The 24,596-nt window shown below is 67.3% G+C and carries 24 protein-coding genes and 2 pseudogenes; 15 read left to right on the top strand and 11 right to left on the bottom strand.

The genetic code is table 11. The features are described 5' to 3' along the window. Positions 1 to 81: 81 nt before the first annotated feature. The gene (locus tag G6N47_RS07610) at positions 82 to 729 is read right to left on the bottom strand and encodes a glycoside hydrolase (RefSeq protein ID WP_372517541.1); all 648 of its coding nucleotides are present in this window, start codon (positions 727 to 729) and stop codon (positions 82 to 84) included. Positions 730 to 941: 212 nt separating this feature from the next. Then, on the bottom strand, positions 942 to 1,583 hold the full coding sequence (locus G6N47_RS07605; RefSeq protein ID WP_083132282.1) for a TetR/AcrR family transcriptional regulator: 642 nt from the start codon (positions 1,581 to 1,583) through the stop codon (positions 942 to 944). 72 nt (positions 1,584 to 1,655) lie between these two features. On the opposite strand from G6N47_RS07605, the gene G6N47_RS07600 reads away from it, so the two are divergent. Genes G6N47_RS07600 through G6N47_RS07590 form a run of 3 tightly spaced genes read left to right on the top strand, consistent with a single transcriptional unit; the run spans position 1,656 to position 3,795 of the window. Next, positions 1,656 to 1,820: a hypothetical protein gene (locus G6N47_RS07600; protein ID WP_163659449.1), complete on the top strand. Its 165-nt coding sequence runs from the start codon at positions 1,656 to 1,658 to the stop codon at positions 1,818 to 1,820. Beyond that, entirely contained in the window at positions 1,817 to 2,602 is a 786-nt protein-coding gene (locus G6N47_RS07595; RefSeq protein ID WP_083132283.1) for a spirocyclase AveC family protein, read from the top strand. Before G6N47_RS07600 ends, G6N47_RS07595 begins: the two co-directional genes overlap by 4 nt. Then, complete coding sequence (locus G6N47_RS07590) at positions 2,599 to 3,795, top strand: cytochrome P450 (RefSeq protein ID WP_083132284.1); 1,197 nt, start codon at positions 2,599 to 2,601, stop codon at positions 3,793 to 3,795. The genes G6N47_RS07595 and G6N47_RS07590 overlap by 4 nt, the downstream gene beginning before the upstream one ends. Here G6N47_RS07590 and G6N47_RS07585 read toward each other — a convergent pair whose 3' ends face one another. Together G6N47_RS07585 and G6N47_RS07580 are read right to left on the bottom strand one after the other, a co-directional pair. Continuing rightward, positions 3,796 to 4,062, bottom strand: coding sequence for a YdeI/OmpD-associated family protein (locus G6N47_RS07585; protein WP_083132285.1), 267 nt, complete (start codon positions 4,060 to 4,062; stop codon positions 3,796 to 3,798). Positions 4,063 to 4,112: 50 nt separating this feature from the next. Then, positions 4,113 to 4,637, bottom strand: a complete 525-nt coding sequence (locus G6N47_RS07580) for a forkhead-associated protein (RefSeq protein ID WP_083132286.1) — start codon at positions 4,635 to 4,637, stop codon at positions 4,113 to 4,115. A 329-nt stretch (positions 4,638 to 4,966) separates the two neighbouring features. Between G6N47_RS07580 and G6N47_RS07575 the strand changes: the two genes are divergently transcribed. The 6 genes and pseudogenes from G6N47_RS07575 to G6N47_RS07550 all read left to right on the top strand — a co-directional run. Further along, positions 4,967 to 5,719, top strand: coding sequence for a hypothetical protein (locus tag G6N47_RS07575; protein ID WP_139799540.1), 753 nt, complete (start codon positions 4,967 to 4,969; stop codon positions 5,717 to 5,719). Positions 5,720 to 5,802: 83 nt separating this feature from the next. Next, entirely contained in the window at positions 5,803 to 6,645 is an 843-nt protein-coding gene (locus G6N47_RS07570) for a helix-turn-helix domain-containing protein (RefSeq protein WP_083132329.1), read from the top strand. Continuing rightward, the gene (locus tag G6N47_RS07565; protein WP_083132288.1) at positions 6,599 to 6,994 is read left to right on the top strand and encodes a VOC family protein; all 396 of its coding nucleotides are present in this window, start codon (positions 6,599 to 6,601) and stop codon (positions 6,992 to 6,994) included. Before G6N47_RS07570 ends, G6N47_RS07565 begins: the two co-directional genes overlap by 47 nt. A gap of 14 nt (positions 6,995 to 7,008) precedes the next feature. Further along, positions 7,009 to 7,623 carry a class I SAM-dependent methyltransferase gene (locus tag G6N47_RS07560; protein ID WP_083132289.1) on the top strand — a complete coding sequence of 205 codons (615 nt, stop codon included), beginning with the start codon at positions 7,009 to 7,011 and terminating at the stop codon, positions 7,621 to 7,623. Positions 7,624 to 7,626: 3 nt separating this feature from the next. Next, positions 7,627 to 7,869, top strand: coding sequence for a type II toxin-antitoxin system Phd/YefM family antitoxin (locus G6N47_RS07555; RefSeq protein ID WP_232080149.1), 243 nt, complete (start codon positions 7,627 to 7,629; stop codon positions 7,867 to 7,869). Then, a pseudogene (locus tag G6N47_RS07550) lies at positions 7,866 to 8,183 on the top strand (PIN domain-containing protein); the annotation flags it as partial. The gene G6N47_RS07555 and the pseudogene G6N47_RS07550, both read left to right, overlap by 4 nt. 79 nt (positions 8,184 to 8,262) lie before the next feature. Here the strand turns inward: G6N47_RS07550 and qcrB are convergent. Further along, positions 8,263 to 9,861, bottom strand: a complete 1,599-nt coding sequence (qcrB, locus tag G6N47_RS07545; RefSeq protein WP_083132291.1) for a cytochrome bc1 complex cytochrome b subunit — start codon at positions 9,859 to 9,861, stop codon at positions 8,263 to 8,265. A gap of 172 nt (positions 9,862 to 10,033) precedes the next feature. Here qcrB and G6N47_RS07540 point away from each other — a divergent pair, with 172 nt between their 5' ends. Then, the gene (locus G6N47_RS07540; RefSeq protein ID WP_083132292.1) at positions 10,034 to 10,516 is read left to right on the top strand and encodes a hypothetical protein; all 483 of its coding nucleotides are present in this window, start codon (positions 10,034 to 10,036) and stop codon (positions 10,514 to 10,516) included. 2 nt (positions 10,517 to 10,518) lie between these two features. Here the strand turns inward: G6N47_RS07540 and G6N47_RS07535 are convergent, their stop codons facing one another. The 4 genes and pseudogenes from G6N47_RS07535 to G6N47_RS07520 all read right to left on the bottom strand — a co-directional run bounded on the left by G6N47_RS07535 (position 10,519) and on the right by G6N47_RS07520 (position 13,928). Continuing rightward, on the bottom strand, positions 10,519 to 11,946 hold the full coding sequence (locus tag G6N47_RS07535) for a protein adenylyltransferase SelO (protein WP_083132293.1): 1,428 nt from the start codon (positions 11,944 to 11,946) through the stop codon (positions 10,519 to 10,521). A gap of 134 nt (positions 11,947 to 12,080) precedes the next feature. Continuing rightward, positions 12,081 to 12,230 (bottom strand): annotated as a pseudogene (locus tag G6N47_RS07530) (class I SAM-dependent methyltransferase); the annotation flags it as partial. Positions 12,231 to 12,294: 64 nt separating this feature from the next. Further along, positions 12,295 to 13,104, bottom strand: coding sequence for an SDR family NAD(P)-dependent oxidoreductase (locus G6N47_RS07525; RefSeq protein ID WP_083132295.1), 810 nt, complete (start codon positions 13,102 to 13,104; stop codon positions 12,295 to 12,297). A 263-nt stretch (positions 13,105 to 13,367) separates the two neighbouring features. After that, positions 13,368 to 13,928 (bottom strand): TetR/AcrR family transcriptional regulator, encoded by a 561-nt coding sequence (locus G6N47_RS07520; protein ID WP_083132296.1) that lies wholly within the window; start codon positions 13,926 to 13,928, stop codon positions 13,368 to 13,370. 99 nt (positions 13,929 to 14,027) lie between these two features. Here G6N47_RS07520 and G6N47_RS07515 point away from each other — a divergent pair, with 99 nt between their 5' ends. Together G6N47_RS07515 and G6N47_RS07510 are read left to right on the top strand one after the other, a co-directional pair. Then, positions 14,028 to 14,615, top strand: coding sequence for an MBL fold metallo-hydrolase (locus G6N47_RS07515; RefSeq protein ID WP_083132297.1), 588 nt, complete (start codon positions 14,028 to 14,030; stop codon positions 14,613 to 14,615). Next, positions 14,608 to 14,859, top strand: coding sequence for an MBL fold metallo-hydrolase (locus tag G6N47_RS07510; protein ID WP_083132298.1), 252 nt, complete (start codon positions 14,608 to 14,610; stop codon positions 14,857 to 14,859). The genes G6N47_RS07515 and G6N47_RS07510 overlap by 8 nt, the downstream gene beginning before the upstream one ends. Before the next feature lie 791 nt (positions 14,860 to 15,650). On the opposite strand, the gene G6N47_RS07505 is transcribed toward G6N47_RS07510, so the two are convergent. Continuing rightward, a complete protein-coding gene (locus tag G6N47_RS07505; protein WP_083132299.1) occupies positions 15,651 to 16,370 on the bottom strand; it encodes a methyltransferase domain-containing protein in 720 nt (239 codons plus the stop codon). Between the two features lie 53 nt (positions 16,371 to 16,423). On the opposite strand from G6N47_RS07505, the gene G6N47_RS07500 reads away from it, so the two are divergent. The 3 genes from G6N47_RS07500 to G6N47_RS07490 are packed head-to-tail and all read left to right on the top strand — an operon-like array spanning position 16,424 to position 19,726. After that, entirely contained in the window at positions 16,424 to 17,314 is an 891-nt protein-coding gene (locus G6N47_RS07500; protein ID WP_232080148.1) for an alpha/beta fold hydrolase, read from the top strand. Further along, the gene (locus G6N47_RS07495; protein WP_083132301.1) at positions 17,298 to 18,167 is read left to right on the top strand and encodes an SDR family NAD(P)-dependent oxidoreductase; all 870 of its coding nucleotides are present in this window, start codon (positions 17,298 to 17,300) and stop codon (positions 18,165 to 18,167) included. The genes G6N47_RS07500 and G6N47_RS07495 overlap by 17 nt, the downstream gene beginning before the upstream one ends. Beyond that, a complete protein-coding gene (locus G6N47_RS07490; RefSeq protein WP_083132302.1) occupies positions 18,164 to 19,726 on the top strand; it encodes an AMP-binding protein in 1,563 nt (520 codons plus the stop codon). The genes G6N47_RS07495 and G6N47_RS07490 overlap by 4 nt, the downstream gene beginning before the upstream one ends. On the opposite strand, the gene G6N47_RS07485 is transcribed toward G6N47_RS07490, so the two are convergent. Further along, entirely contained in the window at positions 19,727 to 24,553 is a 4,827-nt protein-coding gene (locus G6N47_RS07485) for a cation-translocating P-type ATPase (RefSeq protein WP_083132303.1), read from the bottom strand. It abuts the gene before it with no gap. Positions 24,554 to 24,596: the final 43 nt, after the last annotated feature.

Below are 24,596 nucleotides of genomic sequence, written 5' to 3'. Positions count from 1 at the left end.
CCTTCCGTCATCACGGATCGTCACCTCTGTGACTACCACTTTCGGATAGGCCCGCAAACCCGGCAAAGGGTCAGGAATCGCTCACTGCGGCGGCGCGGGACTCATCGAGCCGATGTAATACGTTTCGTGCCCGGTCGGGTATCCGCCGCCGTCGGTGGCGATATGGACGTGGTCGTAGTGGTTGAGCGTTTCGTTGCCGTAGTCCGCCGTCCAACTGGGCGCGCCGATGCCCGGGTAGAACTTCTGCCGCCAGATCACGTGGAGCACTCCCCATCGTTTGGCATTCGCCAAGGCATACCCGGCGATTTGGTTGCCGAGTTCGATGCCGTCGGGGGAGTGATAGTTCGGGATCATCACGTCGATCGCCAACCCGTTGGGGTGCCATTTCAAAGCGTCCTGCCGGTACCCGCCAATGGTCCTGATCTGCGGGAACAGCACGCTGATGGACCGGGCCGCCCAAATCGTCTTGACCTGTAACCCTGATTCCGGCGCGACGCCGGCGGGCAACGCGAGTTGGAAGTTCTGGGCGGTGGCGGGTGCGCTTGCCGCCAGCATGTCGACTTCCGCGGGAGTGGCGATGTGCGGCTTGACCGGATCGTTGGCGTGCGTCGCAGTTGTCGGCGCGCTCGGCTGGGCGGCCTGAGCCGCTGCCGAAGTCCTGGCGCAACAGGGGGTCTCGGTGCTTTGGGCGTAGAGCATGGCGGCAGAGACGACGAGCAGGCCAGCCATCGCCAACCAGCGGCCCCGCCCGTTGGCTAACACGTCTCTGCCCACGCACAGCACTTTAGTGTCCTCGAGGACACACCGTGGCAATCTCAGTTATTAGCCAGTTGTCTACTACAGCTCGCGTCGAGCAAACACCGACGGCCCCAAGCGATCTAGATGCCGTCAATCCGGATGTGCCGACGAATCGCATTGGCACGCGGAGCATTAGACGGTAGTCACTCGTGCCTGTGCAGGAACCCGTGCAGAATCGCCTGGACCAGTTCCTCCACGATCGCGTCCCGCGACGGCGGCTTGGCGCCGAAGTACGTCGACCGCAACGCAGCCATGCCGGCGATCATCGCCACCGTCGAGTGGGCCGGCAGGTCCGGCTGGCTCGAGCGCATCCCACGCAGGTGCATGCCTTGGGCGCTGATCTGGCCGAGCACCGTGAATGCCCGCCGGATGTCGGCGATGCCCGCGTCGGCCATTTCCTCCTCGCTGAGTGTCTCCGAGGCGACGAGCGTGAGCAGAAGGCCGCGATGTTCCACCAGGACGTCGTACAGGTGCCCGACGAAATGCCGGGCCAACTCCTCCTCGTCGGTTTCCTCTGGGACGACCGACTGCCACGTGCTGCGGAATTCGTCGACGAAGCTGGTGAAGGGCAGGACCAGCGCTTCCCGAAACAGGCCTGCCTTCGAGCCGAAGTGACGAAAGAGCAGGTGCTCGGTGACGCCGGCGGCCTCGGCGATTTCGCGGGTGGTGGTGCTGCGGTAGTCGCGGCGGGCGAACAGGTCACGGGCAGCGTCGAGCAAAAGTGTGCGCGGCGCACCGCGAGGGCGGCGCGTTGCCGGGCTCTTGGCGGTTGGTCGCTGGGGCATCGTTGTCGACTCCTCAAACCGCGCCGGGTTACCGGCTTGAAGATAGCCGCCGTTGAAATTCTCCTTAAGATAGTGTCCACTATCTTCCAAGCCGGTTGGTCGCTGGAAGGGGCGTGGTTAGTGGGTGCGGTCATCATGCTCGGCACGTTGTTCGGCCTGATCGCCTTGATCTTCGGCGCGGTCATCTACTTCGATCCCGAAGCGCGGCGAGCGGTCGACCAAGAACGCGACCGATGAGCGGCCAGCTGACGCCGTTGCTGAAAGCGGGCATCGCCTTCGCCTACATCGGCGGTCTCTCGTTCTTGGCGATCGGGCTGTATCTGAGCATTCGTCGTCGCCGGCTACACCCGCTGCTGCTGCTGTGCGTCTCCGCGATTTCCTTTTCTTGGATCGAGGCGCCCTACGACTGGGCGATGTACGCGCAGTTTCCGCCCGCCCTTCCGCGCATGCCGTCCTGGTGGCCGTTGAACATGACCTGGGGCGGGCTACCGTCGGCGGTGCCCGTTGGCTACATGTCGTACTTCGTGCTGCCAGCAGTAATCGGCGCCGCGGCAGGGCGATGGCTGAGCGTAAAGTTGCACTGGCGCAGGCCGATCACGCTTCTGAGCGTCGGGCTCGTCGTCGGATTCTGCTGGGCCTTGTTCTTCAACGCCGTCCTGGGCGCACGGCTGGGCATCTTCCACTACGGCTACGTGATTCCCGGCCTTGCGCTGTCAGAGGGCACCAAGTACCAGTACCCGCTTTATGACTCGTTGGCGATGGGTGTGCAGATGATGGTGTTCACCTACTTGCTGGGACGCACGGATTTAAAAGGACGCAATGTCATCGAGATGTGGGCCGATCGCAAATCGACCAACCGCCTGCAGGCGTCGGCGCTGTCCATCGCCGCAGTGATCGTCGTCGGAAACCTGCTCTACGGCGCGGTTTTCGCACCCCATCTCGTAACGAAGCTGGGCGGCTGGGTGACCGCGGGGCCGACGGCGCCGCTGTTTCCGGGCGTACCCAACCAACCGCAATGAGGACAGACCAGACCGTGGACTTGTACTACGACCCGTTCGACCTGGGCATCGACGACGATCCCTATCCGGTCTGGCAACGGATGCGCGCCGAGGCCCCGTTGTACTTCAACGACAAGTACAGCTTTTATGCGCTGAGTCGCTACGACGACGTCGTCCGTGCGCTGCCCGACTGGCAGACGTACCGTTCCGGCCGCGGCACCACCGCAGACATCTTGTTCAGTGGCATCGAGGTGCCGCCAGGGATCTTGCTGTTCGAGGATCCACCCTTGCACGACTTGCACCGGCGCTTGTTGTCGGGTGTGTTCACCCCTCGACGGATGCTGTCCGTCGAAGGGTTAGTGCGCGACTTCTGTTCGCGTGCACTGGATCCGCTGCGCGATCGGGACGGCTTCGACTTCGTCGCCGATCTCGGGGCGATCATGCCGATGCGCACCATCGGCTATCTGCTCGGCATTCCGGAGGAGGGTCAGCAGCTGATCCGTGATCGCACCGACAAGAACATTTCACTCGGTGAACGACGGGAAAGCGTGAGCCCCACGGTGTTTGAGGACACCATCGCGATGTTTGCCGAATACATCGAGTGGCGGGCCACCCATCCTTCCGACGACCTGATGACGGAGCTACTCAACGCGCACCTCGAAGAACCCGACGGATCCACGCGACCGCTCGACCGCACCGAAGTTCTCGCCTACACCGCGATGATCGCTGGCGCCGGCAACGAAACGACCGCCCGGCTGATCGGGTTCATGGGCCAACTGCTGGGGGAACATCCCGATCAGCGCCGTGAACTCGTCGCCGACCCGTCGCTGATTCCGTCCGCGGTGGAGGAGACGTTGCGCTACGAGGCGCCGTCACCCGTGCAGGCGCGCTACGTCGCTTGCGACACTGAGCTTTACGGGCAGACGGTGGCCGAGGGGTCCAATATGTTGTTGCTCAACGGGTCCGCCAATCGTGACGAAACACGCTTCCCGGATGCCGACCGCTACGACATCCACCGCAAGGGCGGGCATTTGAGCTTCGGCCACGGATTGCATTTCTGCCTGGGTTCGGCGCTGGCGCGCCTCGAGGCGCGGATCGCCTTCGAAGAAGTCCTCAAGCGATGGACCGACTGGGACGTCGACTACGACAACGCGAGACGGGCACACACATCCAGTGTGCGGGGGTGGGCGCAGCTACCGGTCAAGACCAAGTAGCTACTTGCCGGTCCGCTCGCGGTGCTTGCACCCAGGCCAACAGCACGGCCTGCGCAGGCCTTCTTCCAGCTCTTCCTGGGTCCGGCGGATCCGGCGCTCGCGAGTCTTCTGTTGCTTGGCGTCCTCGACCCAGCAGATGAACTCGTTGCGCGCCAACGGCGTGATGTCCTTCCACGCAGCCAATGCTGTGGTGTTGCCGATCAGCGCCTTGCGCAGGTCTGCGGGCAACTCGTGGACCACCCCACCGGGAATTTGCTTGCTGGCCACGAGATCAGGGTAAAGGGGCGTTGGCAGCGCTGACTGACGTCATAGCCACGCTAGCCGGCGTCGGTGGAAACAAGCGCGGCATCGACTGCAGTGGCTTCGTGATGCTCGGGCGTGGGCACGCCGCCGAGGGCAGCGATCAGATCCCGGACCTTCGCCGCTTCCTCCTGCGTGGGGATTTCCCCGGCCTCGAGATCGTCGACCAGCTCGGCGCGCAGGCCCCTGCCGTTGGCCACTTCCCGGGCGGACAACTTGGCCCGGATACGGGCGGCATACAGCTGCTGGCCCAGGCTCGATCCCGGCGCGGCGGCGGCGCGGGTCATCAGTTCGTCGTAGCGGCGCCGCACGTCGCTGAGCGCCATGATCACCATCGGTGAGGACCTGCTGCGGCCCGCTGCTTCGGTCAGCGCCGCCCGCAACTTCCGCATGCCGGACAAAACGACGCTCGCACGCTTGTGAAACGTCTTGTCGGTCGGCGACGGCAACGCCTCGATCGCGGCCGCATGCATGTGGATCGCAGCCTCGGAAAGGCTGACGATGACGGACGATTCCCCTTCGTGTGGCGCGGGTTGTCCCACGGTCCCTCAATTCTTCATCGGTCAATTCCGTGAGCGGTGCAATCGAGGTTAGCGGTCCGCGCGCACGGCGTACACCGCGAGCGACGGTCGGCGGAGGGGCCGAGCGGTGTCGCCGTAACCGAGCGCCTTTAGTCTGAAGCCGCATTGCCGGACTGCTCGGACGGAAGGGAGGCCAGGTGCCCGGACTTACGCAATCTGCCCGACCCGCCGGGCCACGACCGCCCGGCGAGGTGAACGGCTCGGCGAGGCCGACACCACGAACCGAGCCGGCCGGCCGCGGGTTCGGTGGACTCGGTTTCGCCTGGCTGGCCTGCGGCGCCGTCGGTGCCGTGGCCATCGCGTGGTTCATCTTTCTTGGTCCCGGCGAGAGCGGATCCAAGGCCGAGTGGTTCTTCGGCGCCGTGGTCTTCGCCGTCGTCCTGGTATCGCTGTGGCAGACCGCCACCATCCAGCGCCATGCGTCGCAGAAGGTGGCCGAAGCCGCCGAACGACTCCGGCGGGAGCTCGTCGCCGCCGAGGAGCGCTCAGCGCGTGAAGTCGCCATCACGCGCCGGCTGCACCAGGAGGAGATGGAAGCCAAGCAGACCCTGCATCGCGCCGAGATGGAGGCTCAACGCGAGCTGGCCCGCGTCGAGCGTATGCACCTGCTCAAGCGACTCCAGAAGCAAGCGATGATCGAGGTGTCGCGCGCCGTCGGCGCGCACACCCAAATGCTGGCGACGCTGTGGAACCAGGCCGCGAGGCTGCTGCGTATCGAGGACCGCGACGAGCGGGAACTGGCAATGAACCCGGTCTTCGAGCAGATCGGCCAAGTCGTGAACGACTTCTCGATCGAGCTCGCCAACGCGCATCTGCTGGTCGAGGACGACCGCCTGCATTACGCACTCGACCGGGTCAACGAGGCGGCGGTGATGGCCGTCCAGGTGGCACAGGACATTCAGGTGGCGGTCATCGAAGGCCATGCGCCCGAACCCAATCCGATCCCGCCGGTGCAGCGGCTCATGCATGCCAGAGCGGCGGACGCCCGGCGTCTGGCCTGGGAGTTGCTGCGAACGGGCCTTGACGACAACGCGCAGCGCTAGCGTTGTCGGTGATGGCCGACGAAACGCAGCGCAGCTGGGAGTACGTGACGGCGCCGCCGCACAGCGCGCCCGGCGTCATCTCGATGGTGGGCTACCGCGCGCTGGATGTGCCCGAGGCGGTGCACACCGGCATGCCGTCGTCGACGTTGACGTTCATCGTCAGCCTTGACGACGGGGTGGAGGCGGCCGAAACTGCGGACGCGCTGCCCGCCGCCCGGCCCAACCCGCTGGTCCTCGGCGGCCTGCATGTGCGGGCGAGCCATGTGCGGCAGCGTCCCGGTCAGGCGGGTGTGCAACTGGCCGTGCATCCGTTGGCGTCTCGGGCCCTGTTCGGTGTGCCCGCGGCCGAGCTGCCCGTCACCGGCTTCGACGGCGTCGACGTGCTTGGTCGGCCCGCGGCCGAGCTACCCGAGCGTGCCGCCGAAGCGCGCGACTGGCCCGCCGTGTTCGCCGCCGTCGCCGACTACCTTGTGGACGCCCGCCGGCGCCGCGACGGTGTGACGGTGCGGCCCGAGGTCGCCTACGCGTGGCGACTGCTGGAGCGCACCCGGGGCCGAATGCCGGTGGGCGCGTTGGCCGATCGGGTCGGAGTGAGCACTCGCCATCTGACCACGCTGTTCCAGCGGGAGGTCGGCAGGTCCCCGAAGACGGTGTCGAGGCTGATGCGATTCCAGCACGCGTTTGCGGCAATCGCGGCGTCGGCGCGCACGCACGGCCGGGTCGACCTGGCGGCGGTTGCGGCCGACACCGGTTATTGCGACCAGGCGCATCTGACCCGGGAATTCGTTCAGTTCGCCGGTGCACCGCCGCGCGCCTGGCTGGCCGCGGAGTTCCGAAACATCCAAGACGGCGGGCACTCCTGGGCGTCACAGTGGGAGCATGACTACTTCGAATCCAACGGTCTGGTTGACACTGCAGGCGCATAACGCGCCCAAGCTGATCGACTACTACGTCGACACATTCGGTTTCGTAGTGACGGCACGTTACGGCGACGGGGACCGGGTCGACCACGCGGAATTGCAGTGGCCGGAGGGCAGCGGCGGCATCATGCTGGGCAGCTACAAGCCCGGCGCCGAGTGGTGCCGGGAACCGGGGACCGCCGGGGGCTACGTCGTCACCAGCGATCCGGATCGCCTCTACGAGCGCGTGCTGTCGCACAAGGCCGACATCGTTCGTCCGCTGTGCAAAACCGACTACGGCGCAAACGAATTCACCGTCCGCGATCCCGAGGGCAACTTGTGGTCATTCGGCGACTACGCCGGCGAACCGCGCTGACCAGTCACGAACGGATGAGCGGGCGGCCGTGGGACGCGTCGTATCGCGACGGCCCGGCGCCGTGGGATATCGGTCGTCCGCAGCCCGCAATAGCGCGGCTGGCATCCGCAGGCGCGTTCGTCGGTGCGGTGCTCGACGCCGGCTGCGGCACCGGCGAGAACGCTCTGCATGTGGCCGCGCTCGGGTTACCGGTTCTGGGCATTGACGTGGCGGAGACCGCCCTGGCGATGGCGCGGAAGAAGGCGCATGAGCGTGGCCTAGACGTCGAGTTCGTCGCGGCGGATGCGTTGCAGCTGCAGCGCTTGGGGCGCAGGTTCACGACGGTGCTCGACTGCGGGCTGTTCCACACCTTCGACGACAACGAGCGGCAGCAGTATGCGGTCGGCCTGGCGTCGGTGATCGAGCCCGGTGGCACGCTATATGTGTTGTGCTTCAGCGATATTGGGCCCGACACCGGTCCGCACCCGGTCAGTCGCGACGAGCTCGCGGCGGCGTTCAATCCCGCTGCCGGTTGGAGTGTGATCGCCCTCGACGCGGAGCGGATCCACACGCGGTTTCACGGCGACGACGGTGCACCGGCCTGGCTGGCGACGGTCAAACGAGTCTCCAAGGATTGTGCTACGCTGTAGCACATGGAGGTTGGTGTTCGGGACCTGCGTAATCGCACAAGTCAGGTAGTCGATGCGGTCAAGGCCGGCGAGCAGGTGACGCTTACGGTGCATGGCGAGCCGGTCGCCGATATTGTCCCGCACCGGCGCCGCGTCCGTTGGGTGTCGGGGGAACGTCTGCGAACCGAGTTGGCCGAACGCTCCGCCGACGCAGGTCTCACCGCCGAACTCGATGAACTTGCCGGTCAGACCCTCGATGAGCTGTGACCGACGCCGAAGTCGGTCTTGTCGACACGTCGGTTTTTATCGCGCGTGAAAGCGGCCGTGCACTTGCGAAACTGCCTGAACGCGTGGCACTTTCCGTCATCACGATCGGCGAACTGCAACTGGGTGTGCTCAATGCGCACGATTCGGCGACCAAAGCGCGACGCGCGGACACCCTCGCGCTGGCGCGCGCGGCGGATCCCATCCCGATTAGTGAAGCCGTGATGGTTTCGTGGGCGCGTCTCGTTGCCGACTGTCAAGCCGCGGGCGTGCACCGCGCAGTAAAGCTGACAGACGCTTTGATTGCGGCAACCGCAATCGAGCACGGTCTTCCGGTCATCACACAGGACGCGGACTTCGACCAGATCGCACGCGCTTGTCCCGCCCTAACCGTGATCAAGGTGTAGGTGCCCCGTCCTGCCGCTCCCGCAGCGTAGTGAGCGCGCGTCGCGTGGACGCGTGTGCGGCGACGGCGAGTGCTTCGCGTTCGGATTCGGGGTCGGCGGTGAGCAGGCTTCCGGCTGGGGGAGCGCCACCGGAGCCGAGCCGGTTCATCAGCTTGGGTACCGGTGCGCCTTGATATGTCAGCGGGGTCGGACCGAGCGGCTGGTGCACTTCGATGTAGGCGCCGTGCGGCAACCGTTTGATGATGCCGGTTTCGATGCCGTGCTCGAGTACCTCGCGGTCGCTGCGCTGCAGCCCGACCGCCCATCGGTAGGTGATGTAGTAGACCAGCGGCGGCAGGATCACCATCCCGATGCGTCCGATCCAAGTCGTCGCGTTGAGCGAGACATGGAACTTGTAGGCGATGACGTCGTTCATCGCGGCGAGCGTAAGCACCAGGTAGAAACTGATCGCCATCGCACCAATTGCCGTGCGCACGGGGACATCTCGTGGCCGCTGCAGCAGGTTGTGGTGGGCGACGTCGCCGGTCAGCTTGCGCTCGATCCACGGATAGGTGAGCAACGCGGTCACCACCGTTGCCAGCACTGCGACCACGCCGACGACCGCGGAGATGGTGTAGTGGCCGATGTAGATCTCCCAGGCCGGCCACAGGCGCATCAGGCCCTCGGTCCACATGAGGTAGAAGTCGGGCTGTGAGCCAGCGGAGATCTGAGATGGCTTGTAGGGCCCCAGGTTCCAGATCGGGTTGATCTGCAACAGCCCACCCATGAGGCCCAGCACGCCGACGATGATCGCGAAGAAGGCGCCGGACTTGACCGCGAATACCGGCATCACGCGCACCCCGACGACGTTGCGCTCGGTGCGGCCGGGTCCGGGGAACTGGGTGTGTTTCTGAAACCACAGCATCGCCAGATGAATTGCGATGAGCGCCAGGATGATTGCCGGAATGATCAGGATGTGCAGGGCGTACAGCCGGGGGATGATCGCATCGCCGGGGAAGTCGCCGCCGAACAGCGCCCAATGCAGCCAGGTGCCGACAAGTGGTAAGCCGAGCGTGATCGAAGACAGCGCTGTGCGCAATCCGGTTCCCGATAGCAGGTCGTCAGGCAGCGAATAACCGAGATATCCCTCGGCCATCGCCAGCACGAGCAGCGCCACACCGGTGACCCAGTTGGCCTCCCGCGGGCGGCGAAACGCGCCGGTGAAGAAGACCCGGGCGAGGTGCACCATGATCGCCGCGGCGAACATCAGCGCGGCCCAGTGGTGGATCTGGCGCACGAACAGGCCGCCGCGCACCTCGAAGCTGATGTCGAGCGCTGATTCGTAGGCCCGCGACATCTGCACGCCGCGCAGCGGTTGGTACACGCCGTTGTAGGTGACCTCGCTCATCGACGGGTCGAAGAACAGCGTCAGGTACACGCCGGTGATGAGCAGGACGATGAAGCTGTACAGGGCGATCTCGCCGAGCAGGAATGACCAGTGGGTGGGGAAGACCTTGTTCAGCTGGCGGCGCAGGGCGGCCGAGGGGTGATATCGCGAATCGATCGCATTGCCCAGATTCGCGGCAGTATCAGCACGTTTCGGACTCATAGCGCAGGTCCTCCGTCGTTGGGTGACGCGCAGCCGATCTCCTACACGACGTAATACTACCTACCGTAGTAGCGATGCGGTAGGCCTTTGTGTATTTCAAGCACCTAACGATTTCGTGCATCACGGCGTGGACACTCGCCTGATCGCTGCAGCGGTGGTCTGGTGGATAGCGATGTACACCACCCGCCTCGCCGTCGTCGCGGCGTGTTCGGCGCTATTGGCTGCCGGCATGCCGTCGGCGACGGCCGCACCCACAAGCGACGGTCAAGGTTTCGTCGACTCCGTGGCGCGGTGCACTGCGCCCGACATGGCGGTCGCGTTCGGCGACACCGAGACATCTCGCGTGGCCATCTGTAAGACGCCGGGCGGTCAATATGAGTATCGCGGCGTGCGGGTGCGCGACGGTGCCAAGTTGATCGTTCCCGCCACGCAGTCGGGCGACGGGAAATTCGTCGCGGAGAACGACGGCATCACCTACACGGTCACGGCGAGCTCTTTGGCCGTCAGCGCGGGCAACCAGGTGATCCGCGAGGAACCGATGGTTGACTTTCACTCGCCGCAGACGCCGCCACCGCCGGCAGCGACGTCAACTCCGACGACCACCCCGGCCGCGCCATTGCCGCCGCCGTTGCCGGCCGAGGAGGGCGGCGGCTAAGCTCAAGTGCCGCAAAAGGTTTGGTATGTGCCGAAGTCTTCGGGAGCGGGCTTGGCGTAGCGCTCGAATTCCGGTCGTTCCCGGTAGGGCTCGGACAGCGCCGCGAGCAGCTTCTCGAGCGGGGCCAGATCACCGTCAGTGGCGGCGGCCAGAGCCTCCTCGACGAGATGGTTGCGGGGAATGTAGACGGGGTTGGCGCGGTCCATCGCGTTGGCGTCCGGAGCCAGCGGCAGCCAGCGTGCCAACCAGTCGTCGAACCCCGCGAGGTCAGCTTCCTCGCCACGTGCCGCTCGGCTGAGTTGGCGGAAGAACGAGGTGTAGTCGACCTTGTTGTGCTCCAGTAATGGGGGCAGCTCGCTGATCAGTTCGTCGGCGTCGTGGGACAGGCCGAGTTTGGTCCGCATGCTGGTCGACCACGCGGCGTCGTAGCGCGGCCGAAAACCGCTCAGCGTCTCCACGGCAACCGCGACCGCCTGCTCCCGATCGTCGGCGAGCAGCGGAAGGAGGGCCTCGGCGAACGCGCCGAGGTTCCACTCGGCGATGGCCGGCTGGTTGCCGTAGGCGTAGCGGCCCCAGAAGTCGATTGAGCTGAACACCGTGGCCGGGTCGTAGGCCTCCATGAAGGCGCACGGCCCGTAGTCGATGGTCTCGCCCGAGATCGTCATGTTGTCGGTGTTCATCACCCCGTGCACGAACCCGACCAGCATCCATTGCGCCACCAGCGACGCCTGGACGGCGATCACCGCTTCGAGCAGCGCGAGGTAGGGCTGCTCGGCCTCCGCGGCGCGCGGGTGGTGGCGGGCGATCGCGTGGTCAGCCAGGCGCTGCAGCAAGTCGACGTCGCCGGTGAGCGCCGCGTACTGGAAGCTGCCCACCCGCAGGTGGCTGCTGGCGACGCGGCACAGCACGGCTCCCGGCAACGGCGTTTCGCGTTGTACCGGGCGCCCGGTCGCCACCACGGCAAGCGATCGGGTCGTCGGGATACCGAGGGCGTGCATCGCCTCGCTGACCACGTACTCGCGCAACATCGGGCCGACGGCGGCCAACCCGTCGCCGCCGCGCGCGAAGGGCGTGGGCCCGGACCCCTTGAGGTGAAGGTCGCGACGATGCCCGTCGGCGTCCACGAGCTCGCCCAGCAGCAGGGCGCGCCCGTCGCCGAGGCGCGGGACGAACCCGCCGAACTGGTGACCGGCATAGGCCTGCGCAACCGGATCGGCGCCGTCGGGCACCAGGTTGCCGACCAAAAACCTCAGCCCGTCGGGGCCGTGCAACCACGCGGCGTCAAGGTTGAGTTCGGCGGCCAGCGGTTCGTTGAGGACGAGCAGTCGCGGCTCGGCAACCGGTTCGGCCTTCCAAGGGATCGCCAACTCCGGTAGCTCACGGCGGAAGCGGTCGTCCAGGACGACGGTCGTGTCCGGTGTAACGCTCACCTCATCGAGAGTACGGAGGCACAACCTTGGTTAGACGCCGACAATTGTCAAAAGGTTCTCTTGGGGTCTGACCGGTGTAGTGGGCTGTCGCACGCGACACGATGCGGATGTCCTTGGTGATGTTTATCTGGGGTGCCGCCGGCCGCTCGGCAGAAAACCGAGGCGTACGGGTCGACAGCCACAGGATCGGACCTGCGGGCTTCCAGTGCTCGGGCGGCGGCGACGAACAAAGCCGTCGACCCGACGCCGCTGGTGATGTCCCATGTGTCGTCGTCGGAGCGCACGGTCGTGAGGCTACCGGCCGGTTTGACAGGCGGCACTGGCGTCGGATTCCACGTCCGGTTCTGCTCACCCACGGACGTTGCCTTTGCTGAACGAGATGTTCTTGCTCTCAAGCCATTCCGCGAACTCCGCACCCACGATCTTCTCTCCTGTCAGGCCATCGGATTGCGGAGAGGACAGAAACAGGATGACTTCGTTCAGGATGTCCGCCCCGAGCATCGGCGAACCAAGCTCGCTGAGTTGTGTCTTGATCGCATCGGTCATGCCGGTGTCAGTTAATCCACCGGGGCAGATCACATTGACCGTGACCCCGAGATCCTTGAGTTCCTGGGCCTGGATTCGCGACATCGCCTCCATGGCGGCCTTCGACGGTCCGTAGGGAATCATTCCCATCCGCTCCATCGTGCTGGTGCTGGTGGAAACGTTGACCACCCTGCCCCGCCGCTGTTTAACCATGACCGGGACGAATGCTCGTGAAACGAGGAACACTCCAGTGAAGTTCGTTTCCACAATGGCGTTGAACGTGGACGGGGGGATGTCGTAGAACTGGGGGTCCGCCTCTCCGAAGGTCATGCCGTCTGCGTTGTAACCGAGCCCGGCATTGTTGACCAACATGTCCAGGTGATCGAACTTGTCGAAGAACCACTTCGCGGCCTCGTCGACTGATTTTTCGTCCCGGACATCGAGGTGAACAGCGTGGACGTCGTAGCCTTCCCGTCGCAGCGTTTCCTGCGCGTTGTCCAGCTTCGAGCCGGCTCGTGCGCCGATTGTCACCGTGGCCCCGTGGGCGAGTAACTCCTTCGCCATCTCGAAGCCCATGCCACTGGATCCTCCGGTGACGAACGCGGTGAAGCCGGTCAGGTCGTTGCCGCTCATGGGTGATACTCCGCCCCTTCTCAAGTGTCCTTGCGGACGGTGAAAACTGCCGCGTCGGTCGTGCTCGACGGCCGCAACGTGGCTTTGCTTTCACGATACGGGTCGTGCGCCCCGTTTTGTCAAAGTGAGCTGCGAGACGCCGATCTGTTGCCCTTGGCGCCCGCCCGCACGCCTGCTTCGGACGCGCCTTCGCCCGCGATCTGCCCGGTGGCCGTCGTCACCCTTGGTCGGGGGCTCCGAGCGTTTTCGCGAATTCGGCGACGTCAGGCCTTTACGCGCAGGCCATCGATCACGGTATCGAGGAGGGCCGGCGCGCGTTCGGGGTCGAATTCGCGCATCGCCTGACACCCGACGAGAATCGCCTTCATTCCTCGTGCGTCGATGTCGGGACGGACGACACCAGCCTGCTGTGCGGTCGCCAGCAGCTCGTCGAGCATCTTCAGGAACGTGTCCATTCCCTCCGGTATGACCGAATTGATGTCGGCGCCCAATGCGGCCAGCGCATCGCGTAGTCCGCGATCGGCTGCGCCCCACTCCAAGACCAGCAGTCGCGTGAACGCGAACAGCGCTGCCGGGCCGTCGGTTTCGAGGAGGCTACGGCCCTCCTCGACGATCGTCGTCAGCCGATCGCGGATGACGGCGCTCGCCAGATCCACCTTGGCGGGGAAGTGTCGATGAACGGTTCCCGCTCCGACGCCGGCGCGTCTGGCGATTTCGTCGAGAGAGACCGACAGTCCTTCGGAGGCGAACGCCTCGTAAGCCGCGGCAAGCACGCGGGCTCGGTTGCGGGCAGCGTCGGCTCGCGGCGGACGTTCGTTAGTCACGGCGCTCCTCTCGCTTTGACAAAACGGGGCGCACGGCCCGTATACTATCAAGTGCGTATACGGGGCGCACGCCCCGGACTGTTGCGAAGGAACCCCGTCATGGCGATCAACAGCCTCGATTACGTCGACGATGCCCGCGCCGGCACCGATCCAGGCCTGTTCCTGGAACCGCCGGCGCCGGCCCCTGCGGACTGGTCGACGACGCCGCCGTGGTTCGACGAGGCAGGGTGGGTTCTTCCGATGGGTGGCTTCCTCGTCCGCACCGAGGGGCGGACGGTGCTCATCGACGCCGGAATAGGGCCCGACACGAACACGATGATGGCTGGGCTCGACACACCCCCGAGCTTCGAGTACAGCAGTGAACTGTTGAACTCTCTTGCCGCCTTGAACGTCACACCCGATGAAGTCACCGATGTCGTCCTGACCCATCTGCACTTCGATCACATCGGATGGATCGCACCGCGTGGCGAGCCCGTCTTCCCGCACGCCAGGCACGTGTGTCACCGCGGCGACATCGAGCGGATGCGGGCGGACAGCGGCGGCGATCGGGCATGGGCGGGTGTTCGTGGACACGTCGACGCGGTATCCGACTTGCTGGTCGTTGCCGACGCCGAACGAACCGAGGTCGCCGACGGGGTTGCCCCTACGGCTGTTCGCGGGACACAGCCCAGGCAACTGCGTGATTGAACTCGACACGACCGAAGGTCCTGTCCTGCTGCTCGGTGACACCGCTCATCACCCGGTTCTGCTCGTTGAGGACGGCTGGACGGTCCGCCTCGATGAAGATCGCATGCAAGCCGCGCGTGCTCGCGCACGCGTCGTCGAGGAGATGGAACGCACCGGTGCCGTCGCCTTCGGTGCTCACTTTCCTGGTGGCCGCGGCGGTCGCATCACCCGTGACAAGTACGGCAAGCGATCTTGGACGACGTAGGCAGCCCGCGATCTTCTGCCTTCGAGGATCGACGGAGGTCACCGTGCCGTGCGCGACATGTGTGGTGCACGACGATCGCCGGAATCGGCCGCTCAAGCGTCTAATGCGGCGTCGTCAACGTTTCCACCCCTAGAGAATCGACATCGTCGACGTTGCGCGTATAGAGAGGAAGCTTGGCGGCGAGAGCGGTTGCAGCGATCAACAGATCGACGGCACGCGGCCCGCGTGCTTTCGGCCGCTGGCGGATACGGCCGCATAAATGCGCCCGTAGGATCTCGCCGCCTCGCCGTCGGACGGCCGCGGATCAAACGTAGCCTCGGCGCGCTGTAGCCGATCTTGACGCCGCGCTCGCTCGTCGTGATCACTTGTGGCGTGCGGTCCCGCCGCCAACCCCGCCATCGTGAGCGCGCTGACGACAAGCTCCCGTGGGAGTTGCTCGACGGCGATTCGATTTGAGGTCGACTACGACCGACGTGTCAATGAGACCTCGCGGCGGGCGGGAACTTCAGCCACGAGGCGCGATCTCTTGGCTAGCAGGCAGGTCGAGATCTGCTCGGAACCGGTCAAACTCCACCCGAGGAGCACCCCGGAACGCCGCGACCGCCATCTCCGCGCTCACGAACCGATTCCGCCGCAACGGGGAAAGCTCACCAACGGGCACACCACTCCTGGTCACGACAAAGGATGCGCCTCGGTCAAGTTGGCGCAGTATTTCACCGCTGTTGTTGTGGAGCTCTCGCTGAGAGATCTCTTGGCCCACAACCGCAGTGTCGCACGGCTGCTACAGACTGTCAGCCGCGTTTCGCGCGCACCCACTGAATCGTGCTGAAGTTCTTGACCCGCACGCTGACAAAGCCGTGGTCCTCCAGGATGTCGCCGAGCTCGTCGTCGTCGAACACGTGGGCCCCGGTGTTGGGCAGCATCCGCCAGAACCGGGCGGCCCGCCCCGCAGTGGGCACCATGATCGCGAGTCGCCCGCCCGGCCGCAGTACCCGCGCGATTTCCGCCAGCGCCGCCGCCGGCTCCGGTATCAGCTGCAGCACGGCGATCGACACCACCGCATCGACGGTGTCGTCGCGCAACGGAAGGCGTTGTGCGTCGGCCCGCAGAAAACCAACCTGCGGCCCCGATTCGGCGCGCACCGCGCGGGTCAGCATCGGCTCGGAGATGTCCACACCCAATGCCAGCCCGTCGGGGCCGGCCGCCCGCGCCAGTGACGCGGTGACCGTACCCGGGCCGCAGCCGACATCCAGCGCGGTCCCGCCGGGCGGAATGTTCAACCACTCGACGGGGTGCTGCCAGGCGGTGAGCAGCCGCCGCGCCACTGTCTGAGCGTTGTCGTAGAACAGCGACCCGATCGGCGACGCCCACAGCGCCTGAATCGCGCCGGTGTTCTTCGGCACCGCCGAGTCGTCCAGCAGATCGAGATAGCCCTTGCTGACGTCGGGTTCGGCAGGCGGATCGGTAAGTAACTCCACTGCGCGCTGCAACGCCGGCGGCAAATCGGTCATGTGCATCCCTCCCGTCGGGGAGCCTACGCGCGAATGTCTGTCAGACTTTGAGCATGAGTTCGGTGTCACGGCTGCTCGACGAGTACCGGGCTTCCGGACGATCCTTCACCGCGGACGGCATCTCGTCGTTCGTGCTCGACGATGGCCCGCGCGATGCCCCGCCGGTGGTGTGCGTGCACGGGGTACCGGCGTCGGCGTACCTGTACCGCAAGGTGGTTCCCGCGCTGGCGCGACGGGCTCTGCGCGGCGTCGCCGTCGACTTGCCCGGGCTCGGCCTGGCCGAGCGGCCGAAGGATTTCGACTACAGCTGGAGTGGGTTGGGGCGCTGGCTGCTCTCGGCGCTCGATGCGCTCGCCCTGCAGCGGTTCCATCTGGTGCTGCACGACATCGGCGGTCCGGTCGGCTTTGAAGTGGCACATGCGGTTCCGGATCGCGTGCGCTCGATGACGTTGCTCAACACGATCGTCGCGGTCGAAACGTTTCATCGCCCCTGGCCCATGGAGCCGTTCGCGCATCGCGGCCTCGGCGAGGCCTGGCTGCAGGCGATGCGCATTCCGGGCGCGTTCGAGGCGATCATGCGGATGGTCGCGGTCAGCCGTAATGTGCCGCTCGCCGAAATCTCTTGCTGGAAGCCACTATTGTTCGGCGAGGACGGCGGGCGGGCGTTCCTCAAGATCATGCGGGGCTTCGAACTCAACGCCGAAAGCCAGGGCCGCTATTGGGCGGCGCTGCGTAACGTGGCGTATCCAATCCAGATCGTCTGGGGCATGCGAGACCGGATGCTCAGTTGGCGCCGCCACGGCGTGCAGGCCCAGCTGGCCACCGGTACTACGCAGGTAACCTTGTTGCCCGCCAAGCATTTTCTGCAAGAGGACTGTCCGGAGGAGATCGCCGCGGCAGTTCAACGATTCGTCGAACAGCGGGCCGATGAACGTGGTAGCTAAGACGATCGACAGGCTGGCCAACCCGCCGCGCGTCGCCGATCCCGACAGGTTGCGCAATGTCGTTGCGGGCAAGACCGTGCTGGTCACCGGGGCGTCGTACGGAGTCGGCGAGGCAACCGCTCGCACATTGGCCGCCGCGGAAGCGACGGTGCTGGCGGTCGCGCGCTCGGCCGACCGGCTCGACGATCTCGTCGCATCGATCACCGCGGGCGGCGGACAAGCATTCGCCTACCCGGTCGATCTCAGCGACGAATCCGCGGTCCGCACACTGGTGACCCGGATCGGCGACGAGCACGGCCCACTCGACGTCGTCGTCAGCAATGCGGGCAAGTCGTTGCGCCGCTCGCTGCGCCACCAGTACGACCGGCCGCACGATTTCCAACGCACGATCGCGGTCAACTATCTCGGCCCGATTCAGCTACTGCTCGGTGTGCTACCCGCGATGCGCCAAAAGCGCGGCGGGCACGTCGTCAACGTTTCCAGCGTCGGTGTCCGCGTGCCGCCCGCCCCGCAGTGGGGCGCCTACCAGGCGTCCAAAGGCGCGTTCGACCGCTGGTTGCGCAGTGTCGCACCGGAATTGCGTTCCGACGGCATCGACGTCACATCGATCTACTTCGCGATAGTTCGCACCCGGATGATCGAGCCGACCCCGATCTTGCTCAAGGTGCCGGGACTGGATCCGCACCAGGCCGCCGACGTGGTCGCCAAGGCGATCATCGAACGGCCGCGCACCATCGCCCCGGCCTGGACGTTGCCCGCCGAAGTCGCCTCGGTGGTGCTGGCCGGACCGATCGAGCGGGCCGCACGGATCTGGTACCGCAATGTCGTCGACTCCGATCGAGGGCGCCGATGACGGCGATCGGTGCTGCCGGCGCCGCGGCGCGCGCCCTGTTGGGGTCTCGACTGCTCAGCCCGCCCGGCCCGGCCGTGCTGGTCCGCGTCATGAATGAGGCGCGTCGAGGCGGCACGAACATCTTCACGCTGCTCGCGGTCACGGCGGCGCGATGGCCGAACCGGACCGCGGTGATCGACGACGACGGCGCGGTCAGCTATCGCGAGGTGCAGTCGAAGACCGAAGCGCTGGCCTTCGAACTGCAACGCCTCGGCATTCAGCCCGGCCAGGCGGTCGGCGTCATGTGCCGCAACGGTCGCCGCTTCCTCGAGGCGCTGTTCGCCGTCGCATTGGTCGGCGCCGACGTGGTGCTGGTCAACACCGAATTCAGCACCGATGCGCTAGCCGCCGCGCTGAGCGCGCACGGCATCGAAACCGTGGTCTGCGACGCCGAATTCACCGAGCGGGTGCAGGCCGCCGACGGGTCGGTCACGGCCGTCGACGCGGCCGCGACCGCAGCGCCGGATTCACGACCCAGGGTGGGGCGGGGCGGCCGCATCGTGCTGCTCACCTCCGGCACGACGGGAAAGCCCAAAGGTGTGCCGCGCGCGCCGCGGATCAATCCGGGCGTGGTGGGCGTCGGCGTGACGATCCTCGAGCGCACCGGCCTGCGTGTCGGTTCCCGAATCGCGGTGGCAGTGCCCATGTTTCACGGGCTCGGCCTGGGCATGACAATCCTCACCGTGGCCCTCGGCGGCACGATACTCACCCATCGGCGGTTCGACGCCGAGGCGACACTGGCGCAGGCGTCGCTGCATCGTGCCGACGCGTTGACCGTGGTGCCGGTGATGCTGGCACGCATCCTCGAGTTGCCGCAACAGGTTCGGGACCGAAACCCGCTGCCGTCGCTGCGGGTAGTGCTCTCCAGCGGCGCGCGGCTCGAGCCGAGTCTGGTGCGGCGGTTCACCGAGGCCTACGGCGACATCCTCTACAACGGCTATGGCTCCACCGAAGTCGGCATCGGCGCGCTGGCAACACCGGCCGACCTGCGCGACAACCCCGAAACGGTCGGAAGACCGTCGCTGGGCTGCCGGGTGCGGGTATTGGATGACAACGACGAGCCGGTCGGCCCGCACGTCACCGGCCGTGTCTTCGTCGGCGGCGAATTGACGTTCGAGGGCTACACCGGCGGCACCGCCAAGTCCGTCGTCCACAACATGACCGCCACCGGCGACATGGGCTATTTCGACGAATCGGGCCGGCTGTTCATCGTCGGCCGAGCAGACGACATGATCGTGTCGGGAGGCGAGAACGTCTACCCCCGCGCGGTGGAAAACGCCCTCACCGAGCATCCCGACGTCGTCGATATCGCGGTCGTCGGCGTCCCCGACGAAAAGTTCGGTCAACGACTGGCTGCATTCGTCGTGACGAGGCCGGACAGCGGCATCGACGAAGCAACGCTGCGGGAGTACTTGAAGGACAAGGTGTCTCGCTTCGAACAGCCGAGAGACATCAGCATCGTCCAGAGCATTCCGCGCAATGCCGCCGGCAAGGTGCTGCGCAACGACCTGCCGAGATAACTACTCGACGAGGTGTAGCCGCGGTGCGCCGTCGGGCGTAGCGGGTGTTTCGTCGCTGGTGGTCTTGATCAGCCAGTTGGGCGCAACCACCGAGATGGCGGTGGCCGCCGCGGTGGAGCCGATCACCCCCGTCCACGCCACCGGTCCCAGCGGTGTGCAGCCGAAGAAGTGGCTGATGCCCGGGGTCTGGACGATGCCCACCAGTACGGCCGCGCTGCCCAGCGCCGTGGCCACCACCAGCGGGCTGTGCCGGCGGGTGAGCAGCGTCTGCGCCAGTTGCGTAGAGACCAGCGCCGTCAAACCCATTGTCGCCGTTCGTCGTTCGGTGCCGGGCGTCCAGCGACCGATGGCCCAGGCCGCCGTCGCACCGGCAGCCGTCACCGCGCCGCGGCTGATGATCTGGCGCATCAGCGGCACGTCGAGCGACGGCGCCGGCTCGGTCAGTATCGCCCGCTGATAGGCCCATCGCGCCGCGTCCGCGTCCTGGCCCTCGGCTTCCTCGGGCTGCGGGTACTGCGGCGTCACGGCCACGGCCAGCGCCGGGAACATGTCGGTCAGCAGATTCACCAACAGCAGTTGACGGGTCCCGACCGGCGCCCGGCCGGCGCCGAACGCCGTCCCGATGATCGTGAAGAGCACCTCGCCGACGTTGCCGCCGACCAGCATCGTCACGGCGTCACGCACACCGGCCCACATGCCGCGGCCCTCGACCAGGGCGTCGAGAAGCACACCCAGGTCGTCCTCGGTCAACACCAAGTCGGCGGCGCCGCGGGCGGCCGACGAGCCGCGACCGCTGACCCCGATACCCACGTCGGCCATCCGGATGGCGGCCGCGTCGTTGGCGCCGTCGCCGACCATGGCGGTGACCCGCCCGCTACGCTGCAGCGCCGCAACGATTTGCACCTTCTGTTCCGGGCTGACCCGGGCGAAGACCTGTACGTCGGCGGCCAATTTGGTGCAGGAGTCCTCGTCGAGGCCCGCGAATTCGGCGCCGGTGACCACCCGCACGTCGGACGGCAGGCCCAGTTGGTGAGCGATCGCCCGCGCGGTCACCGGATGGTCGCCGGTGATCAGCACGACATGGCGCTCGGCGTCCAGCAGCGCTTCGATCAGCGGCCGCGCCGAGGGCCGCGCGGTGTCCGCCAAGCCGACGTAGCCGAGCAGTTCCAAGTCGTGCGCGGCGGCGTCGACGGCGTCGGCGTCGGTGTCGTCGTCGCTGGTGTCGTGGTCCCAGCTGCGTCGGGCCACCGCCAGCACCCGCAGGCCCTGCTCGGCCAGGCTGTGCACCAACGATTCCGCGTGATCGAGGTCGGCGTCCGACTCGGCGAAGCGGCAGCGCGGCAGGACGACCTCCGGAGCGCCCTTGAGCATCAGCACCGGCGATGCGGGGTCCGTGCTCAGGGTGCCGATCGCAGCGGCGAAGCCACGACTGGACTCGAATGGCACCTCGGCAAGTAGCGTCCACTCCGAATCACCTTGGCTGTCAAGGTCTTTCGCAGCGGTGAGGATGGCTTCGTCGGTGGCGTGCGCGTGGCCCTGCCCGTTGTGCGGCTGGGTGGATGCACGGGCAGCGGCCCGCAACACCTCGACGGCGCCGGGGTCGGCGGCGTCGGGGAACGGACCGCGAGGGCTGGTCGTGGCCGGCACCGCCCGCACGACCCGCAGGCGGTTCTCGGTGAGGGTGCCGGTCTTGTCGAAACAGACGGTGTCGACACGACCCAGCGCCTCCACGGTGCGCGGGGCGCGGACCAGCACCCCAAGCGCCGACAGCCGCCGCGCGGCGGCGAGCTGGGCCAGCGTCGCCACCAGCGGCAGACCCTCCGGGACCGCCGCCACCGCGATGGCGACACCGTCGGCGACCGCCTGCCGCAGCGACGCCTTGCGCAGCAACGCCAACCCGCTCACCGCGGCCCCACCGGCGAGCGTGAGCGGGAGGACCTTGCTGGTCAGCTCGCGCAGCCGGGCTTGTATCCCGGCCGCCGACTCGACGTCGGCGACCGCCGAAATCGCGCGCTGAGCCGCGGTGGCACTGCCGGTCGCCACGACGATCGCGCGGGCACGCCCGGCGACGATCGTGCTGCCCTCGAACAGCATGCTTGCGCGCTCGGTATCGCCGGCGGCCACCGGGTCTACTTGCTTGTCGACCGGCAACGACTCACCGGTGAGCAAGGATTCGTCGACCTCGAGGTCCTCGGCGAGCAGCAGGCGGGCATCGGCGGGCACGACGTCCGGAGCGGCCAGGTCGATGACGTCGCCGGGGCGCAGTGCACTCGCGGTCACCGTGACCGTGCGCTCGGTGTGCCGGGCCGCTTCCAGCCGGCGCCGGGTGGTCGCCACCGCCGGGACGACGACGCGGCGCGCCAGTTTTTCCTGTTCGGCGAACAGTTCGGCGGCCGCGGCGTCCGCCCGCAACCGTTGCACCCCGCCGGTGATCGCGTTGGCAGTCATCACGCCGGTCACCAGAAGGGCGTCGATGTTGCTGCCGACGATCGCCGACGCTGCTGCTCCGACGGCCAGGATCGGGGTCAAGGGGTCGGCGAGTTCGGCACGCGTCGCGGCGGCCAGTCGCATGAGGCGGGCTCCCGGTCCGCGCAGCGGCGCCACCAGCGGGTTGTAGGACAGGTCCTCGAGGAATCGCCGCCACGGCGCCATCCCGGGCTCGACTGCCAACGGTCGCGCCCCGCGCGCCAGCCGCGCGTAGACGATCTCCGGGTCCAGCGCGTGCCAGGCGGTCAGTGGTTGCGGGGTGGGATCGGGCAGCCGCAGCACCTTGGTGGCCGAGAACGCGCCGGAGACCAACGCTGTCGCGGCGGCCGCGTTGACCGGGTTGAGCCAGCGCCGCACCGCCAGCGGGCTGGTTGGGCGCGGCTCACCGGTGACCAGCAGCAGCCCGGCCAGCGTGCTGCCGCCTTGGGCAAGACGCACCGCAGATTCGCTGGCCCGCCGGGCCGCGGGCACCGCCGACATGATCCGCACGGCCGCCGCGAGATCGGTGCCGGTGATGATGTCGGCGGTCCACGGGGTGGCCGCCTGCGGATCGTCGAGCGCCACGCCCACGTCGGCGACGGCCAGCGCCGCCAACGTGTCGGTCGACGCGAAGTCGCGGTGCAGCGCGGTGATCAGCAGTACCGGTCCGCGATCGGAACGCAGCTCGCGCACCAGCTTGAGCAGCGGCGTGCCGGCCGGATGACTTTCCGCCACGCTGGCGGCCAGATCCTGCGTGCCGGCGACGTGCCGCAGCACCACCCGGGCGCCGGTGCGGTGCGCAGTCTGCAGCAACGCGACCGCGAACGGGTCGACTTCCCAGCCCACTTCGACGCCGCCGACGCATTCGCCGTCGACCATGAGGTCGGCTCGCTCGAGACCCTGGGCGGGCGTCGCCGAGGGGCCCTGCGCCGGAACCCACCGCAGCCGCGCCCCGGTGGCCGGCAGCTCGTCGGGGTCGGGCTCCGGTGGCTGCTCGGCGTGCAGCAGGGCGTCGGCGACCTCGTAGACGCGGTCGTCGTCCCATCCGGGTGCGTCTCCGCGCGCGTGCAGCACGGCGCGGGCGTCACCGCGCAGCGCTGCGCCGTCGATGAGGATGACTTTGATCCGATCCAGGCGGCGCAGTGCGCCCGGGTCGAGGACCATGTGCCCGTCGTTGGCCAGCCCGCGGCCCAGGACGGCCGCGAAGGTCTGCCGGCCCATGTGGGCGGCCTTGGGCACGCCGGCCAGGATCGCACCGGCGGCGTCCTCGGTGCCCCCGCCGCCGAGCAACGCTCCCGCCGCGGCAATGAGCGAACCGTTGGCGGCCTGCGCGGCATAATCCTCCACCGGTCCGGCCATCGACCCTTTCTCGGTGTCGATTGCGGCGTCGATGGCGCCGTCGACGACGACGTGCGACGCCTCGCCCGCCGCTGCGGCCGCCCAGTTGTGCCGGGGCGTGTGCGACCCTGGCCCGGCGGACGAGATCACCGGGACGACCGGGGCTTGCGGCCGGGTGGGCGAGGCCAGCTCCGGCTCCCGGTGCCGCCATCGGTCGCGGTGGGCCACCGCCTCCGACATCTGCAGGGCCCGTTGGGCGAGGTCCAGCAGCGGCGTGCCGACCGCTTGGGTCAGCCCGTTGGCCGCCGCGGTGGACGCGCTGAGCGCAAGATCGGTGCCGACCCGGCCCAGCCGCGACTCGAGAAACGACACGACCCGCGGCTGGTTGCTGAGGAGCGCGGCCGCGGCCCGGGTGGTGCGCGGCGCGGCGGGCAGCCGCACGACCCAGCCGGTCACCGCGGCGCCGATCGCCACGACGTCCATCGCCGCGGCGGTCAGCGGGACCACGAACGCCAAGGGGTTACCGGGGTCGGCGAACGGCGCGGTCCGGGGCGCGGACTCCGACGCCGTAGTGGTTAAGTCCGTGGCTACCGCGGTCACCGTGTCACGCACCGCCTCCAGGACAAGCTCAGGATCGGCGTCATCCTCGACCTCGACCACCAGCCGGCCCAATGCGCCTTCGACATGGGCGCTGGCCACGCCGGCAATCCTGCGAACCGGCTCCTCTACCACCGCCGCATGCTCGTGCCAGCGGGGAAATGGCAACAAGGGATCCAGGTCCAGATGCACCCGCCGCCCGCTCTGCCAGCGCACCGGCGGCGCGACGCGGTCAGGGGAGCCGTTGTGGGCATTGCCCGTCCCGAACACGCGGGCGGTCGTCTGACCGACCGACTGCACCACAGGCCCCGCCAGCGTCTGTACGGCGCCCGCGGCATCGGCAGCGCCTTGTACCCCGGCGCGCACCAGCTGCAACGCTTCACCGGTCATGCCACCGACGACGGCGGCTACTCCCGGAACCTTCATTCCGTCACCCTTCAACGAGGTCTACCGCGTCAATCCTTGTGGC

The sequence above is a fragment of the Mycobacterium branderi genome (genome assembly GCF_010728725.1).
Lineage (GTDB): Bacteria > Actinomycetota > Actinomycetes > Mycobacteriales > Mycobacteriaceae > Mycobacterium > Mycobacterium branderi.
The sequence above is the reverse complement of the archived record's forward strand: the minus strand, read 5'-3'. Positions and strand labels throughout refer to the sequence as shown.

Coding starts and splice junctions, on each gene's coding strand:
- G6N47_RS07610 (WP_372517541.1), bottom strand. CDS start 729: ATGGCTGGCCTGCTCGTCGTCTCTGCCGCCATGCTCTACGCCCAAAGC.
- G6N47_RS07605 (WP_083132282.1), bottom strand. CDS start 1,583: ATGCCCCAGCGACCAACCGCCAAGAGCCCGGCAACGCGCCGCCCTCGC.
- G6N47_RS07595 (WP_083132283.1), top strand. CDS start 1,817: ATGAGCGGCCAGCTGACGCCGTTGCTGAAAGCGGGCATCGCCTTCGCC.
- G6N47_RS07590 (WP_083132284.1), top strand. CDS start 2,599: ATGAGGACAGACCAGACCGTGGACTTGTACTACGACCCGTTCGACCTG.
- G6N47_RS07570 (WP_083132329.1), top strand. CDS start 5,803: ATGGTGGGCTACCGCGCGCTGGATGTGCCCGAGGCGGTGCACACCGGC.
- G6N47_RS07565 (WP_083132288.1), top strand. CDS start 6,599: ATGACTACTTCGAATCCAACGGTCTGGTTGACACTGCAGGCGCATAAC.
- G6N47_RS07560 (WP_083132289.1), top strand. CDS start 7,009: ATGAGCGGGCGGCCGTGGGACGCGTCGTATCGCGACGGCCCGGCGCCG.
- G6N47_RS07555 (WP_232080149.1), top strand. CDS start 7,627: ATGGAGGTTGGTGTTCGGGACCTGCGTAATCGCACAAGTCAGGTAGTC.
- qcrB (WP_083132291.1), bottom strand. CDS start 9,861: ATGAGTCCGAAACGTGCTGATACTGCCGCGAATCTGGGCAATGCGATC.
- G6N47_RS07540 (WP_083132292.1), top strand. CDS start 10,034: ATGTACACCACCCGCCTCGCCGTCGTCGCGGCGTGTTCGGCGCTATTG.
- G6N47_RS07525 (WP_083132295.1), bottom strand. CDS start 13,104: ATGAGCGGCAACGACCTGACCGGCTTCACCGCGTTCGTCACCGGAGGA.
- G6N47_RS07515 (WP_083132297.1), top strand. CDS start 14,028: ATGGCGATCAACAGCCTCGATTACGTCGACGATGCCCGCGCCGGCACC.
- G6N47_RS07505 (WP_083132299.1), bottom strand. CDS start 16,370: ATGACCGATTTGCCGCCGGCGTTGCAGCGCGCAGTGGAGTTACTTACC.
- G6N47_RS07500 (WP_232080148.1), top strand. CDS start 16,424: ATGAGTTCGGTGTCACGGCTGCTCGACGAGTACCGGGCTTCCGGACGA.
- G6N47_RS07495 (WP_083132301.1), top strand. CDS start 17,298: ATGAACGTGGTAGCTAAGACGATCGACAGGCTGGCCAACCCGCCGCGC.
- G6N47_RS07490 (WP_083132302.1), top strand. CDS start 18,164: ATGACGGCGATCGGTGCTGCCGGCGCCGCGGCGCGCGCCCTGTTGGGG.
- G6N47_RS07485 (WP_083132303.1), bottom strand. CDS start 24,553: ATGAAGGTTCCGGGAGTAGCCGCCGTCGTCGGTGGCATGACCGGTGAA.